The following is a 14,212-nucleotide window of genomic DNA, read 5'->3' on the forward strand; positions in this document are numbered from 1 at the left end:
GGATGCGAGGCGCGCGGGCCGGCGCGCCCCGAGCCCGGATAACGAAGGCCGATGCGCCATCTTAGTCAGCGCGCGGAGTGCCACGAACCGACTTTTTGTTCTAACGATATATGCGCACCGATATGCGCGATCCCGTGGACTGCTTTGCAGCGGGGCTCGCCATATGGATATGCGAAAACATTGGTTGGGCCATGCGAGGGTGGCTGGCCAAGATCAAACCGTCTCCTCCATGACGTCTCCTCGACATGGGATTCGGCCCCGCACCGCATGGTGACCGGGGCCGTTTTTTTGCGAGAGGGTTCTGGCGCGGCCGCGCCGGGATCATTGCGCGCCGGGCTTGAGCGCTGGGGAGCGGGAAGACTGGGCGGGTACCCGGTAGCTCACCTGGAGCACGTTGCCGTCGGGGCCGATCTGCGGCGGGATTTCCGGCATCCGGTTTTCGTGCGGTGCCGTGTTGCCGGGCGTGACCGGAACGACGGGTGCGCTGGCGCGCACGGCGGGCTCCGCGACCTTGCGCGTAGTGAGGCTATCGGCCGACGCGAGCTTGTGCTTCGTGCCGTGGTGGGCATGCGCGGTCTTGCCGGGCGTTCCCGGGTGCCCTCCGGGCGTGCGCGCTTCTGGCGGATTCCAGATCTCGATGTAGTGCTCCCCCGCGAGCGCGGAGGATGCGAGGACGCACAGCAAGGTCCCCGTCATGATGAATCGCACGTCGTCTTCTCCGTGTTGATGACCTGTCCGGGCCGGCACGGCGGACAGGATACGCGCGTGGCGGCAGCCCGATGGCAGGCTGCACGCACTGTACATCCGTACAGCCGCTAATGCAAACGTTTGGAGAGATGCGGACGAGGCGGTGTTGCGCGGAGGTATCGCAATGCCCGACCACGGCGGTCAGGCGTTCTGGCCCCCGATGACGGGGCTGTGCAGGCCGAGCCAGCGCCCGTAGCTGCGCGGCGAAAAAGCGAGGGTGAGCACGATCATCGCCGCGATGGAAACGGCGAGCATGAGCCACGCGGCCGTGAAGCTGCCGGTCAGATCGCGGACGCGGCCTGCCACGATCGGCGCGAGGGCGGCGATCACGAAGCCTACGCCCTGCACGAACGCGACGAGCCGCGCGGCGACGCGGTGATCGGCGCAATGGTCGAGCGCGGTGACGAGCGTGACCGAGAACGTGCCGCCGAGCCCCGCGCCCGCCGCGGCGACCCACAGGAGCGGCGCCGCCTCGGGCCGCGCGGCGAGCCCGACCACGCCGACGAACTGCGCGCAGAGCCCGGCGATGAGCCACGGCCGGCGGTCGGTGAAGTTGGCTGCCGCAACCGGCAGCAGCAGGGCGCTGACGGCCTGGAAGACGGTCATGGCGGCGAGCAGCGAGCCGCTTGCCGCGACGCTTGCCCCATGCTGCTGGTAGTACGCGGGCAGCCACGCGACGAGGCTCGTATAGCCGCCGTTGACGAGGCCGAAATGCAGGCCGAGGCTCCAGGCGCGGCGCTTGCGCCAGAGCGGCACGTGGGCCGTTGCGGGCGCACCGGTGGAGGCGCCTGACGCAGCGGCCTCCCCGCGCGCGCGGCGATTGAGCGCGCCCCAGATCGCCAGCGCGGCGAGCGCGGGCAGGGCCCAGACGGCGAGCGCCATGTGCCAGGAGGCCCACAGGCGCGCCACCCAGGGGCTGAGACTCGCGCCGAGGCCGCCGCCGCCCATGATCGACGCCGAAAAAAGCCCCATCGCGAGCGGCACGCGCTGCGCGAAACGCTGCTTCATGACGGCGGGCAGGAGCGCCTGGATGACGGCGACGCCGGCGCCGGCAACGGCGGCGGAGAGCATGAGCGCGGCGCCGCTCGACGTGACGGCGCGCGCGCCGCAGGCCGCCGCGATGGCGGCGAGCCCGAGCGCGACGCCGCGCGCTTCGCCGACGCGCCGCGCGAGCCAGCCGGTGCCGAACGCGCCGAGCCCCATCGCGACGACCGGCAGGCTGGTGAGCAGCGACGCGCCTGAGAAGCTGAGCCCGGTTGCGCCGCGAATGGTCGTCATGAGCGGGCTGAGCGAGGTGAGCAGCGGGCGCAGATTGAGGCCGATCGCGACGATGGTCGCGTACCAGGCGAACGTGGTCGCCGCGCTGGCGGTGGGGGCGGAACGGGACGTCATCTGGTCAACCTTTGCGAAGCATTTTGGTTAACCATGATAACAAAATATGGTTAACCGCATTGCTATACCCGGCATAGGCCGAATGATCGACGACGCGCCATGGCGCAGGTTTCGCCGCTGCGCGCGCGTCGCTACAATGCGAGCCTGATACCGCTACCGCGCATTGCTTCATGGTCACCCGATCCCGTTTAGCCGCCCCGTCTCCCGCTCCGCAAGCCGACGATCCCGCCGACGCCGAGGCGCTCGTCTACGCATCGATCTCGTCGGCCTTGCTGCAAGGCCGGCTGGCACCGGGGCAGCAGTTGGTGGAGCGCGAGCTCGCCGCCGCCCTCGGGTGCACGCGCGGCGCGCTGCGCAAGGTGCTCGCGCGGCTCGGCCACGAAGGCAAGCTCGTGCTGGAGCCCAATCGCGGCGCCTTCGTGCCGTCGCCTTCGGAGGAGGACGTGCACGCCGTTTATCGTGCGCGGCAGGTGGTGGAGGCGGGTGTCGTTGTGAGCTTGTGCGGTGCGCTGGATGCGACGGCGCGGCGGCGCCTCGCCGCGCACGTGCGCAGCGAGAGAAAGGCCTATAAGGAAGCGCGCGTGGACGAGGCCGTGCGGCTGGCCGGTCAGTTCCATCTGCTGCTGACCGAGCTCGCGGGCGGCGCGGCGCTTGTCGGCGTGCTCGCGCCGCTCGTGGCGAAGACCGAGCTGTACAAGGCGCTGTTCGATCCGTCGAAAGCGTCGCTGTGCGCGCCCGAGGAACACGAGCAGATCATCGCCGCGCTGGAGCGCGGCGCGCCGGGGGCGGCGCTCGATGCCATGCGCCTGCATCTTGCAGAACTGGAAGCGCGCGTGCTCGAGCAGGTGCGCATGCGCGCCGGTCGCGATCTGAAGGCCGTGTTCGCGCCTCGCTGAGCGCCGTCGTCAATCCATCGGTACGTGCCGCAGCCGGCTCGTGCTTTCAGGCGGTTCTGCCCATCCGGCGATCGTTGCTAAACTAGCGCGATTGCGCGGGGACCACTCGCGCCATCCATGAGGGGAACGCCATGGTGCGATATCGGCATTACAAGGGCGGCATATACGAACTGGTCTGCGAGGCGACGCTCGAAGCCGATCCATCGGTCACGATGATCGTGTATCGCGCGGCGAACGGCACGATCTGGACGCGGCCCGCTTCGGTCTTCTTCGAACTCGTCGAGCATGAAGGCTCGCTCGTGCCTCGCTTTGCCCCCGTCAACTGATTCCCCGAACTCGCCGCAAGGAATAACCGGATATGCGTCTCCTGATTGCTCTTATCGTGCCCTGGCTGTTGTTCTTTACGATTGGCCGTCCGGTCGCGGGGATTGTCTGCCTGATCCTGCAGATCACGCTGATCGGCTGGATTCCTGCCGCCATCTGGGCCGTCTATGCGTTGAGCCAGTTCCGCACCGACCAGAAGATCGACGCCGCGTTCGGCAGGCGTTCATAACCGCCGTCCTGAGGGAAGCCGGGGTGATGGCGACCGTCCGCATTGAACGCCGCCCAAAAACAACCGGGCCCGCCTCTCTTGCGAGAAAGCGGGCCCGATGCGTCTGACCGCGTGCAGCTGCACGCGTCAGGCGGAATTACTGGCCGGACTGCGACGTACCGTTCGTCGCCGGACCGTAAGCCGTAGCGGCGTTTTGCGCGTTCACCTTGGCTTCGGCAGCCTGGATGTTTTCCGGGTAGTGCATCCAGTCGTTCGGATCGTAGCCGGCGGCGCGCAGCTGCGAGAGCTGGGACTTCACTTCGGCGCGGGTGACCGGTTGTTGTTGCTGTTCCTGGGCAAACGAGGCTACCGGGACTGCGATGACGGCGGCCACCAGGGCTGCCTTGAGAAGTGACTTCATGACGTACCTCCAATATCTTGTATGAGAGGCGCGTGCATAAGCGTCGCGCCCATGACGGCAATGTAGGCGTTTGCATGATTAGGGTAAATACCTAAAAAACGAATTCACTATTCTCCTGGAAACAACAATCGTCCGCCCTATTGGTCATACAAAACGGGCTTCAATACGCCTTGCACCGGGCATGGCGAGTGCTGGCGCGCTTTGCCGCGGAGCGGGCGATTGTTGCGGATTTTGGGCGGAGAGGAGCGGCTGGCGGGCGAGCCGGACTACCGGTAAAGGGGCGGGAAGAAGACCGATGCCTGCCGGTCAGGCTATTGAGGCGTCGGGCACGTCGAGCACCAGATCGGTCAGCGCGACCGCCACGCAGGTCAGCACATAGCCCTCGGCCTTTTCTTCCCGGCTGAGGCCCGGCCATTCGATCGTGAAGCGCACTTCGCCGCTTGTCACGCGGCACAGGCAAGTGCGGCACGTGCCATTGCGGCACATGCGCGGCAGACGGATGCCGGCGAAGCCCGCCGCCTCCAGCAAGGTGAGTTCCGGCGGCGCTTCGAACGTCACGCCGAGCGGTTCGACGCGCACGTGCGGCCCCCGGGAATTGGCGCTCACGAGATCGATGCTCCCACGAGGTCAGCGCCGCTGCCGCAAATGCCGGTAGACCGTGTTGCGCGCGAGCCCCAGTTCGCGCGCGGCTGCGGAGACGTTGCCGCGATGCCGCGCAAGCGCCTCTTCGACGAGGGCAGCCCGGCAGTCTTCGAGCCGCGAGGGGCGCGAGGCGCATGAAGGGCGCGGCGCATCCGGCGCGCCGGCCGCGTGCACGTCGGCTTCGGCGGGGGGCGCCGCGCAGTCGGGCAGCAGATCTTCGGGCAGATGGTCGAGGTCGATGGCGGCTTCGCCTTCGGCCAGGATCGCCGCGGTGCGCAACACGTTGGCAAGCTGGCGCAGGTTGCCCGGCCAGCGGCAGCGTCCGAACAGGGCGCGCACGGCGGGCGTGAGCCGCGTCGGCGCGTCGCGCACCTCGCGCCGCACGGTTTCGAGCAGGCGTTCGACGAGCGTGTCGAGGTCGCTGCGTTCGGCGAGCGGCGGCAGCGTCACGGCGAGTCCGTTGATGCGGTAGTAAAGATCCTCGCGGAAGGTACCTTCGGCGATCATCGCGCGCAGATCGCGGTGCGTTGCGCAGACGACGCGCAGGTCCACCGGCACCGCGCGGGTTCCGCCGAGGGGCACGACCGCACGCTCCTGCAGCACGCGCATGAGCCGCACCTGCTGGGCGAGCGGCATATCGCCGATTTCGTCGAGAAAGAGCGTGCCGCCATTCGCCTGCACGATCTTGCCGGGATGGCCCCGCCGCTTTGCGCCCGTGAAGGCGCCGTCTTCGTAGCCGAAGAGCTCGGCTTCGATCAGCGAGTCGGGCAGGGCCGCGCAGTTGAGCGCGACGAAGGGAGCGTCGCGGCGCGGCGAGTCATGATGCAGCGCCCGCGCGAGCCATTCCTTGCCCGTGCCCGTGCGGCCAAGCACGAGCACGGGGATATCGCGGCCGCGCACGCGCGCCACGCGCTGCAGGACAACGTGCATGCGCGCGTCGCCCGTGTCGAGATCGGCGAGTGTGGGTTGCGGCGCGTCCGGTGGTGTAGCCGGCGTCGCGTTCGGCGTGGTTTTCGCCGCAGGCTCGGCATGCTGCGGTGCGATGGCGGCCCGCGGCGCCCAGGTTCCGAAGGCCGCGCCGGGCATGCCGCGCGCGAGCACGCGCACCCCGCCCGGCAGCGTGAGCGTGACGAGATCGCCATTGGCGCGCAGCAACTGCTGCATGAAAGCCGGGAAGGCGATGCCGAGCAGCGCCGCGAAGTCGCGCCGCTGCAGATCGGCAAGCGGCGCGCCGAACTGGAACAGTGCGCTGCGGTTCGCACAAAGCAGCGTCCCGTCCGGAGAGAAGGCCGCCAATCCTTCGTACAGCGTACCAATGAACTCGGCCCGGGCGTGGAACTGCAGCCTCACGGCGTCGGCGAAATCCGTGTTGAAGAGCTGGTTCTCGATCATCTGCGCCGACATGCGCACGAGCGCCAGCGTGTGCTTGTTGAAGCCGCGCGGATCGCCGCTCACGTCGAGGGCGCCGATCGTGCGCCCGTAAGGATCGGCGATGGGCGCGCAAGAGCAGGTGAGGATGTGGTTAGCGTGCAGGAAATGCTCGTCGGCGTGGATGGTGGTTGGCTGGCCGTCGACGAGCGCCGTGCCGATCGCGTTCGTGCCGCGATCTTGCTCCGCCCACGATACGCCAGGCCGCAACGCCACGCGCCGCGCTTTCGCGACGAAATCGGTATCGCCGAGACTGTGCAGGATCACGCCGTTGCGGTTGGTCAGCAGCACCATGCTCTGCGTATCGACGATCTGCGCGTGCAGCGCGTCCATCACGGGGCGTGCGTGGTGATAGAGCGCATGGTTGGCTTCGACGAGGTCGCGCAGCGCCGCCGCGCGCAGCGGCTCGAAATCGGGCGCCTCGGCGGCGCGCAGCCCGAGGGCGCGCGAGCGCGCGTGAGCTTGCGCGATGGTGTCCGCGCGGGCCGCGTCGTGCGGCGTGACGGGGCGTCGGGTCACTCATGTCTCCGGTTGTTCTGGGTGGCTGCGGTGCGCGCGCCGCTGCGTTGCAGCACGGCGCGCTTCGCCACACTTGCGTCGCTCCATGGTACAGGATTGCCGTGGTGCTCACGATCCACGGTTTGAAGATGTCCCGGGCACGTATTTTCCCCCATGCGACAACGCTGGCCTTGCGGCTTGCCGGAAGTCGTCTAAAGTGAATCCCATCAACCGTCGCAAACGAATCAGGCCGGGCAGTGCACGCGGCGGTTGACGCGTTGTTCCGCGCGCGCGCCAGGGAGGGGCATAGGCAGCGCGGCCCGTTCACCCTCAACCCCGAAGGCCAGACCATGCAGATCCTGTTTCCAGATGAAGTCCCCGAGTATTCGGGGCCCGAATTGACCCTGGCGTTTCCGGCGATGATCGATGGAGAGAGGGTGGAGTGCACCATCACGGCCGCGGCGCTTGAGGATCACTTTGGCGCGGCTTCCACGCGTGCAGAAGACATGCTCGACGCATTCGACCATCATCGCGACCGGATCGAAGCGGTCGCGCGCCGGCTGCTGTCGGAGACGCGCGCGCAATGCCTCGTGTTGCGCAGCGGCTATGTCCGCTTCGTGCAGGCGCACGCCGTGGTGTCCTGAAGTTTTGGGCGCCCGCGCGGCGGGCGCTTTTCCCCGCGTATTCTCCTGAATCGATTTTTCCGCCGGGCTGCAAGCCCGGCGGCGCGTTTATGCGGCCTGTTCGCGCGGCTTGTGTGCGTAGATGCGCTTGGACCTGTTGGTACGCGCTGGCGCGTTTCACGCGTTCAGACCATGCGCCGCAGCGTGTTGTCGCGCAGCACGACATGGTGGCCGATGGCCGCGAGCGCGTGCACGCCGATCACCCAATAGAACGCATTGCCGATCAATACGTGCGCGCCATGGAGAAACTTGCGCGCGACCGGATCGGCGCCCACCAGCGTGATCTCCAGGTCGAGGCCCGCGAGCGTGACCGGGTGTCCCCCCGTGTTGATCATCAGGATGCCGAGCAGCGGCTGCACGAAGATGAACAGATAGAGCGCGAGGTGCACGAGCCGGGAGAGGAACGCGAGCAGGCGGTTCGCGTCGATGTCGGCGGGGGCGCCGTGCCACAGGCGCCACAAGAGCCGCAGGACCGCGAGCGAAAGCACGAGCGTCCCGGCCCAGAAATGCACGTTGCTCCAGAACACGCGGCTGTCCGTGCCCTTGGGGCCGCGCACTTCGATCGCGAGATAGGCGAGCGCGACGAGCAGGAAGATGGCCCAGTGGAAGAAGATGGCGGGCTTCGAGTAGCGGTCGGCGGCGGGGTAGGTGGCCAAGGGGGCTCCTGTAGGCGGGGAACGTCGAATCTGGCTGCCTATGATAAGGAGGTCGCGGCCGGCGCGGCAGTTTGACGGCCGGACAGCTTGACGTGGCGCCGTATCTTCGCAGTAGCCCGCCTCCGCACGCTTACTCGCTGCCGAGATAGAAGAAGCGGAACAGGAACACCGCCGCGATGATCCACACGATCGGCTTGACCTGGCGCGCGCGTCCGGTCAGCAGCTTCAGGCCCGCATACGAAATGAAGCCGAACGCCACGCCGTTGGCGATCGAGTACGTGAACGGCATGGTCAGCGCGGTGAGCGCGGCCGGCACGGCTTCGGTGGCGTCGTCCCAGTCGAGCCCGGCGATCTCGCGCATCATCAGGCACGAGACGTAGAGCAGCGCGGGCGCGGTCGCGTAGCCGGGCACCACGCCCGCGAGCGGCGCGACGAACAGGCATGCGAGGAACAGAACGGCCACGGTCAGCGCGGTGAAGCCGGTGCGGCCGCCCGCCTGCACGCCCGAGGCGCTTTCGATATAGGCCGTCGTCGACGAGGTGCCGAGAATCGAGCCCGCGAGAATCGCGGTGCTGTCCGCGAGCAGCGCGCGGTTCAGGCGGTGCATCTTGCCGTGCACGAGGAGGCCGGCGCGGTTGGCCACGCCCATCAGCGTGCCGGTGGCGTCGAACAGTTCGACGAGGAAGAACACGAGGACCACGTTCAGCACGCCGGTCGAGAGTGCGGCCTTGATGTCGAGGTGCGCGAAGGTCGGGGCGATCGACGGCGGCGCCGAGAAGATGCCGTGGAACTGGTTGCCGCCGAAGAAGAACGAGAGGACCGTGACGCCCACGATGCCGATCAGGATCGCGCCGCGCACCTTCAGCACGTCGAGCGTGACGATCGCGAAGAAGCCGATGATCGCGAGGATCGTATGCGGGTCGCCCAGGTTGCCGAGCGTGACGAGCGTGGCCGGGTTGCCGACGATCACGCCCGCCGTCTTGAGCGAAATGATCGCGAGAAAGAGCCCGATGCCGGCCGTGATCGCCACGCGGATCGAATGCGGAATGCCGTTGATGATGGCCTCGCGCACGCGCAGCAGCGTGACGATGAAGAACAGGCAACCGGAGATGAACACGGCGCCGAGCGCCGCTTCCCACGTGAAGCCCATGCCCTTGACCACCGCGTAGGCGAAGTAGGCGTTCAGGCCCATGCCGGGCGCGAGCGCGATCGGGTAGTTCGCGTAGAGGCCCATGATGATCGAGGCGAGCGCCGAAACGAGGCAGGTGGCGACGAACACCGCGTCCTTCGGCATGCCGGCGTCGCCGAGGATGGCCGGATTCACGAAGATGATGTAGGCCATCGTGAGGAAGGTGGTGAAGCCGGCGAGCAGTTCGGTGCGCAGGTCGGTGCCTGCTTCTTCGAAACCGAAATAGCGTTTGATGGCGTCCATGAGGATCGGGCCTTTGAGTGTCGAGCGGATTGCGTTGTTGTGGAGGGCGCCGCCGGGCAGGGTCTCGCGACTGCCGGAAGCGCGCGGCTACGGGCGGGATTGTAATCAAGCTTGCCGGCAAAGTGCCGAAATGCCGCTGCCGGCGTGGAGCGGGTGCAACAGGGGGGCGGGATCGGGCGGTGGCCGGCAACGCTTGTGCGGATGCACAATAAGAGAACGCCGGCCTCAAGGGCTCACCGGTGCGTCCGCAAGGATTCATGCGTTCGGGCGCGCCGGCGCGGGCCGCGGGCTCACGCCGGCGAGGAGGGGGCGGACCTGAGCGGTCCGCGCGTCATTTCGGCTGTCCCATGGCGTTCGCGCGCTCGGCGCGGCGCTCGGCCACGATGGCGCCCGCACGCTGGGCGTTCTCGGGATAGTCGATCCAGTCGAGCGGATCGTAGCCCGCGGCGCGCCAGTCGGCCAGGTCGGCGCGAACCTGGGCGCGGGTCATCGGCGCGGCGGGATTGTAGGGCTGGGCGAGGGCCGAAGCCGACGCCACCGAGCAGCCGGCCACGAGCAGGCCGAGCGTGATACGCGAGAGGGAAATCATGGCGATGCCTTTCGTACCAGGAATTACCCTAATAAGTATAGGTCTTATCCCAATAAACAAAAGGCGAACGGGTGCACTCAGCTGCGCTGGCCCGCCTCGCGCCGTCTTGCGAGCCGGTAGTCGGCCGGCCGCATGCCGGTCCATTTGCGGAACGCGCGATGGAAGGCGCTCGGCTCGGCGAATCCCACGGCCGCCGCGACGTCGGCCACCGAGCGCGCCGGATCTTCGAGCGCCGCGATCGCCAGCTCGCAGCGCAAGGCGTCCTTGATCGACTGGCAACTGTGGCCTTCCTGCCTGAGCCGGCGCCGCAGCGTGGCGGGCGCCACGTTGAGCCGGTGCGCGATGACGTCGGCATCGGGCCAGGCGGTGGCGGGCAGCGCGCGCAGCGTCCGGCGCACGCGTGCGGCGAACGAGCCGGGATTGCGGTACTTCACGACGAAGTTGCCGGGCGCGTTGCGCAGGAAGGCGCGCACCGACGCGCTCGTCTGGATCACCGGCAGCTCGAGGAAGCCCGGCGCGAGATCGACATAGGACGCCTCCTGATCGAAGGTCATGTCGTCGCAGAACATCAGGCGGTACTCGTCGACGGCGGCCGGCGCCGCACAGCGGAAGCGCGCCGCGATGAGCGGAATGCGTTGCCCTACGAGCCAGCACACGAGCCCGTACACGAGGATGAACCACGTCGCGCAGGCGAACAGCGTTGGCGTGGGCGTGCCTTCGCGGTGGACGAACGCGATCCGCACGCGCGCGGCGTCGATTTCGACGTGGCCGGCCAGGTCGTCGAGCACGAGCTGCATGAAGCCCGCCGCCCGCTGCAGCGCGTGCCGTCCCGTGCGGGCGGTGAGTGCCGTGCGCGTCATGGCGACGAAGCTGCCGCTCTTCATGGCGTGGGAGTCCTGGCCGAAGAATTCGTCGTCGAGCGCACGGGCGATGCCGGACCACAGCGCGCCGTATTGCGCCGCGCTCACGCGGGCGCGTGGCGACGTCAGCGCGGCTCGCGCGATGCCCGCGGCCTCCAGTACCGGGCCGACATCGAGCCCGCGCGAACGCGCGAGCGTGAGCGTCTCGTTGACGAGGCTCATTGCGATGGTGCCTTTTTCGCTCAGGCGGGTCGATTTGTCGTGCTGCAAGCAATGCGCTCCAGGAAGCGTTGTCGTGCCCGACATGGTAAATCCGATCAGCGAGTTTGAGCGCGGCGGACATGGAAGGCCGCGGCCGGGATGCCTACACTTTTCGCAAGTCTTGCGGCAAAGGCCGCGGGGCGCGACAGTGGATGGCAGGACGTGCGGCGCGCATCGTGCCGCGTTGCAGCACGCCGGTCGCAAGGAAGAGACGGAAGGGGACACAGATGGACGATTTCTACACCGAGGATCAGCGCATGATCCGCGACGCCGCGCGCGACTTCGCAACCGAGCGTCTCGCGCCCAATGCGGCGCAATGGGACCGCGACGGCAAGCTGCCTGACGAGGTGGTGAAGCAGATGGGCGAACTGGGCTTCCTCGGCATGATCGTGCCGCAGGAGCTGGGCGGCGCCTACACCGACTACGTGGCCTACGCGCTCGCGATGGAGGAGATCGCGGCGGGCTGCGCTTCGTGTGCGACGCTCGTGAGCGTGCACAACTCGGTGGGGTGCGGGCCGATCCTGCAGTACGGCAGCGACGCGCAGAAGGACCGCTATCTGCGCAAGCTGGCGGCGGGCGAGCTGATCGGCGCGTTCTGCCTGACCGAGCCGCAGGCGGGCTCCGAGGCGAACAACCTGCGCACGCGCGCCGAACTGCGTGGCGGGCAGTGGGTGCTCAACGGCAACAAGCAGTTCGTGACCAACGGCGCGCGCGCCGACGTGGCGATCGTATTCGCCGTCACCGATCCGGACGCGGGCAAGCGCGGCCTCTCCGCCTTTATCGTGCCGACCGATACGCCGGGCTTCAACGTGGGGCCGCCCGAGAAGAAGATGGGGATTCGCGCTTCGGATACCTGCCCGATTGCGCTCGTCGATTGCGCGATTCCCGAGGCGAACCTGCTCGGCCAGCGCGGCGAGGGATTGCGGATCGCACTGGCGAATCTCGAGGGCGGGCGCATCGGCATCGCGGCGCAGGCGCTCGGCATCGCGCGCGCGGCCTTCGATGCGGCACGCGCCTACGCGCACGAACGCGTGCAGTTCGGCGAGCCGCTCATCCGCCACCAGAGCGTGGCGAACATGCTGGCGGACATGCACACGCGCATCAACGCCGCGCGCCATCTCGTGCATCATGCGGCGCGGCTGCGCACGCTGGGCAAGCCGTGTCTTTCCGAGGCCTCGCAGGCGAAGCTCTATGCTTCCGAGATGGCCGAGGAGGTGTGCTCGCATGCCATCCAGATTCACGGCGGGTATGGCTTTCTCAACGACTACCCCGTGGAGCGTCACTATCGCGACGCACGCATTACGCAGATCTATGAAGGCACGAGCGAAGTGCAGCGCATGGTGATTGCGCGGCAGCTCTGAATGCGAAGGATAGCGAAGTAAAAGAACGGCACGGACAGAGCGCAAGCGAGCGCCGAAAGCCATCAAGGAGACGACGATGACCGGGTATTCCCCTTCCGCGCGGGCTTTCCTCGACGCCCGCGACCTGCTGCTGCGCCATCGTACCGATTACGCGCGAGCGTATGAGGAATTCGCGTGGCCGAAGCTCGACGCCTTCAACTGGGCGCTCGACTACTTCGACGTGATGGCGCGCGGCAACGATAACCCGGCGCTGTGGATCGTGGACGATCCGGCGGGCGGCGGCCTGCGCCTCTCGTTCGCCCAGATGTCCGAGCGTTCGTCGCGCATGGCGAATTTCCTGCGCGAGCAGGGCGTGAAGCGTGGCGACCGTCTGCTCCTGATGCTGCCCAATCGCGTCGAACTGTGGGACGTGATGCTGGCGGCGATGAAGCTGGGCGCCGTGGTGCTGCCCGCCACGACGCAGCTTTCGCCCGACGACGTGCGCGAGCGCGTCGAGACGGGCGGGGCGCGCTACGTCGTGGTGGACGCGGCGGAACTGGCCAAATTCGACGCGCTCGATGCGAGCATCAAACGTATTGCGGTGGGCGCGCAGCGCGAGGGCTGGATCGATCTTTCGCGCGCCTGCGAGGCGAGCGCCGACTTCGTGCCCGACGCTCCGACGCGCGCGAGCGATACGCTGCTGCTCTACTTCACCTCGGGCACGACCTCGAAGCCCAAGCTCGTCGAGCATACGCACGAGAGCTACCCGGTCGGCCATCTCCCGACGATGTACTGGATCGGCCTCACGCCCGGCGACGTGCACTGGAACATCAGCTCGCCAGGCTGGGCCAAGCACGCGTGGAGCTGCTTCTTCGCGCCGTGGAACGCGCAGGCCTGCGTGTTCGTCTACAACTACGCGCGCTTCGTGCCGAAAGACACGCTGAACACGCTCGTGCAGTGCGGCGTGACCACGCTGTGCGCGCCGCCCACGGTGTGGCGCATGCTCGTGCAGGAGCCGCTCGCCTCGTATGCGGTGAAGCTGCGCGAGATCGTCGGCGCGGGCGAGCCGCTCAATCCGGAGATCATCGAGCGCGTGCGCCATGCGTGGAATATCACGATCCGCGACGGCTACGGCCAGACCGAAACCACCTGCCAGATGGGCAATCCGCCGGGCCAGCCCGTGGTGCCGGGGGCGATGGGCCGCCCGCTGCCGGGCTACCGCGTCGAACTCGTCGATACCGACGACCAGCCCGCGAGCGAAGGCGAAATCGCACTGCCGTTGGGACCCGGTGCGACGCAGCGGCCGCTCGGCCTCATGACGGGCTATGCGAACAATGCGAAAGCGACCGAACACGCGATGCGCAACGGCTACTACCACACGTCCGATGTCGCGATGCTGCGCGACGACGGTTACTACGTCTACGTGGGCCGGGCGGACGACGTGTTCAAGTCGTCCGACTACCGGCTGAGCCCGTTCGAACTGGAGAGCGTGCTGATCGAGCACGAGGCGATTGCCGAGGCCGCCGTGGTGCCGAGCCCGGACGAATTGCGGCTTTCGGTGCCGAAGGCCTACGTGATCGTGCGTCAGGGCTACGAAGCCGGTCCCGATCTGGCGCGCGAGGTGTTTCGCTTCTCGCGCGAAAAACTCGCGCCGTACAAGCGCATTCGCCGTCTTCAGTTCAGCGAACTGCCGAAGACCATCTCCGGCAAGATTCGCCGCGTCGAGCTGCGCCGCCGCGAGATGGAACGCCCGGCCGACATGGCGCGCCTGCCCGACGAGTACTGGGACGAGGATTTCCCCGAGCTGCGCTGATCCGCGTCCGCAAATTGAAATG

15 protein-coding genes are annotated in these 14,212 nt (G+C 67.8%); 6 read left to right on the plus strand and 9 right to left on the minus strand.

The window, feature by feature from the left end; genetic code table 11:
• Positions 1-321 precede the first annotated feature (321 nt).
• A complete protein-coding gene (locus tag BAC01S_RS33300; protein WP_245616579.1) occupies positions 322-708 on the minus strand; it encodes a hypothetical protein in 387 nt (128 codons plus the stop codon).
• A 180-nt stretch (positions 709-888) separates the two neighbouring features.
• The gene (locus BAC01S_RS31160; protein ID WP_043202073.1) at positions 889-2,139 is read right to left on the minus strand and encodes a cyanate transporter; all 1,251 of its coding nucleotides are present in this window, start codon (positions 2,137-2,139) and stop codon (positions 889-891) included.
• A gap of 170 nt (positions 2,140-2,309) precedes the next feature.
• Between BAC01S_RS31160 and BAC01S_RS12600 the strand changes: the two genes are divergently transcribed.
• The 3 genes from BAC01S_RS12600 (at position 2,310) to BAC01S_RS12610 (ending at position 3,588) form a co-directional block, all read left to right on the plus strand.
• The gene (locus tag BAC01S_RS12600; protein ID WP_027795090.1) at positions 2,310-3,035 is read left to right on the plus strand and encodes a GntR family transcriptional regulator; all 726 of its coding nucleotides are present in this window, start codon (positions 2,310-2,312) and stop codon (positions 3,033-3,035) included.
• A 131-nt stretch (positions 3,036-3,166) separates the two neighbouring features.
• Positions 3,167-3,361, plus strand: coding sequence for a DUF1653 domain-containing protein (locus tag BAC01S_RS12605; protein ID WP_027795091.1), 195 nt, complete (start codon positions 3,167-3,169; stop codon positions 3,359-3,361).
• A 32-nt stretch (positions 3,362-3,393) separates the two neighbouring features.
• Positions 3,394-3,588: a YqaE/Pmp3 family membrane protein gene (locus BAC01S_RS12610; RefSeq protein ID WP_027795092.1), complete on the plus strand. Its 195-nt coding sequence runs from the start codon at positions 3,394-3,396 to the stop codon at positions 3,586-3,588.
• A 136-nt stretch (positions 3,589-3,724) separates the two neighbouring features.
• On the opposite strand, the gene BAC01S_RS31165 is transcribed toward BAC01S_RS12610, so the two are convergent.
• The 3 genes from BAC01S_RS31165 to BAC01S_RS12625 all read right to left on the minus strand — a co-directional run bounded on the left by BAC01S_RS31165 (position 3,725) and on the right by BAC01S_RS12625 (position 6,577).
• Entirely contained in the window at positions 3,725-3,988 is a 264-nt protein-coding gene (locus BAC01S_RS31165; protein ID WP_043202075.1) for a DUF4148 domain-containing protein, read from the minus strand.
• A 306-nt stretch (positions 3,989-4,294) separates the two neighbouring features.
• Positions 4,295-4,594 (minus strand): 2Fe-2S iron-sulfur cluster-binding protein, encoded by a 300-nt coding sequence (locus BAC01S_RS12620; RefSeq protein ID WP_027795093.1) that lies wholly within the window; start codon positions 4,592-4,594, stop codon positions 4,295-4,297.
• Between the two features lie 21 nt (positions 4,595-4,615).
• Complete coding sequence (locus BAC01S_RS12625) at positions 4,616-6,577, minus strand: sigma-54-dependent Fis family transcriptional regulator (RefSeq protein ID WP_027795094.1); 1,962 nt, start codon at positions 6,575-6,577, stop codon at positions 4,616-4,618.
• A gap of 329 nt (positions 6,578-6,906) precedes the next feature.
• Between BAC01S_RS12625 and BAC01S_RS12630 the strand changes: the two genes are divergently transcribed.
• On the plus strand, positions 6,907-7,200 hold the full coding sequence (locus tag BAC01S_RS12630; protein ID WP_027795095.1) for a DUF1488 family protein: 294 nt from the start codon (positions 6,907-6,909) through the stop codon (positions 7,198-7,200).
• A gap of 164 nt (positions 7,201-7,364) precedes the next feature.
• On the opposite strand, the gene BAC01S_RS12635 is transcribed toward BAC01S_RS12630, so the two are convergent.
• The 4 genes from BAC01S_RS12635 to BAC01S_RS12650 all read right to left on the minus strand — a co-directional run bounded on the left by BAC01S_RS12635 (position 7,365) and on the right by BAC01S_RS12650 (position 10,998).
• On the minus strand, positions 7,365-7,895 hold the full coding sequence (locus tag BAC01S_RS12635; protein ID WP_027795096.1) for a cytochrome b: 531 nt from the start codon (positions 7,893-7,895) through the stop codon (positions 7,365-7,367).
• Between the two features lie 130 nt (positions 7,896-8,025).
• Positions 8,026-9,327, minus strand: coding sequence for an NCS2 family permease (locus tag BAC01S_RS12640; RefSeq protein WP_027795097.1), 1,302 nt, complete (start codon positions 9,325-9,327; stop codon positions 8,026-8,028).
• Between the two features lie 331 nt (positions 9,328-9,658).
• Entirely contained in the window at positions 9,659-9,916 is a 258-nt protein-coding gene (locus tag BAC01S_RS12645; RefSeq protein WP_027795098.1) for a DUF4148 domain-containing protein, read from the minus strand.
• Positions 9,917-9,993: 77 nt separating this feature from the next.
• Positions 9,994-10,998, minus strand: coding sequence for an AraC family transcriptional regulator (locus BAC01S_RS12650; RefSeq protein ID WP_043202142.1), 1,005 nt, complete (start codon positions 10,996-10,998; stop codon positions 9,994-9,996).
• A gap of 266 nt (positions 10,999-11,264) precedes the next feature.
• On the opposite strand from BAC01S_RS12650, the gene BAC01S_RS12655 reads away from it, so the two are divergent.
• Positions 11,265-12,398 carry an acyl-CoA dehydrogenase family protein gene (locus BAC01S_RS12655; RefSeq protein WP_027795100.1) on the plus strand — a complete coding sequence of 378 codons (1,134 nt, stop codon included), beginning with the start codon at positions 11,265-11,267 and terminating at the stop codon, positions 12,396-12,398.
• Positions 12,399-12,474: 76 nt separating this feature from the next.
• Positions 12,475-14,190 (plus strand): AMP-binding protein, encoded by a 1,716-nt coding sequence (locus BAC01S_RS12660; RefSeq protein WP_027795101.1) that lies wholly within the window; start codon positions 12,475-12,477, stop codon positions 14,188-14,190.
• Positions 14,191-14,212 lie beyond the last annotated feature (22 nt).

This window comes from Paraburkholderia acidipaludis NBRC 101816, from assembly GCF_000684975.1.
Lineage (GTDB): Bacteria > Pseudomonadota > Gammaproteobacteria > Burkholderiales > Burkholderiaceae > Paraburkholderia > Paraburkholderia acidipaludis.

Excerpts from the sequence above, each read along its gene's own strand:
- BAC01S_RS31160 (WP_043202073.1), bottom strand. The coding sequence starts at position 2,139 with ATGACGTCCCGTTCCGCCCCCACCGCCAGCGCGGCGACCACGTTCGCC.
- BAC01S_RS12645 (WP_027795098.1), bottom strand. The coding sequence starts at position 9,916 with ATGATTTCCCTCTCGCGTATCACGCTCGGCCTGCTCGTGGCCGGCTGC.
- BAC01S_RS12600 (WP_027795090.1), top strand. The coding sequence starts at position 2,310 with ATGGTCACCCGATCCCGTTTAGCCGCCCCGTCTCCCGCTCCGCAAGCC.
- BAC01S_RS12605 (WP_027795091.1), top strand. The coding sequence starts at position 3,167 with ATGGTGCGATATCGGCATTACAAGGGCGGCATATACGAACTGGTCTGC.
- BAC01S_RS12610 (WP_027795092.1), top strand. The coding sequence starts at position 3,394 with ATGCGTCTCCTGATTGCTCTTATCGTGCCCTGGCTGTTGTTCTTTACG.
- BAC01S_RS31165 (WP_043202075.1), bottom strand. The coding sequence starts at position 3,988 with ATGAAGTCACTTCTCAAGGCAGCCCTGGTGGCCGCCGTCATCGCAGTC.
- BAC01S_RS12660 (WP_027795101.1), top strand. The coding sequence starts at position 12,475 with ATGACCGGGTATTCCCCTTCCGCGCGGGCTTTCCTCGACGCCCGCGAC.
- BAC01S_RS12640 (WP_027795097.1), bottom strand. The coding sequence starts at position 9,327 with ATGGACGCCATCAAACGCTATTTCGGTTTCGAAGAAGCAGGCACCGAC.
- BAC01S_RS12630 (WP_027795095.1), top strand. The coding sequence starts at position 6,907 with ATGCAGATCCTGTTTCCAGATGAAGTCCCCGAGTATTCGGGGCCCGAA.
- BAC01S_RS12650 (WP_043202142.1), bottom strand. The coding sequence starts at position 10,998 with ATGAGCCTCGTCAACGAGACGCTCACGCTCGCGCGTTCGCGCGGGCTC.
- BAC01S_RS12655 (WP_027795100.1), top strand. The coding sequence starts at position 11,265 with ATGGACGATTTCTACACCGAGGATCAGCGCATGATCCGCGACGCCGCG.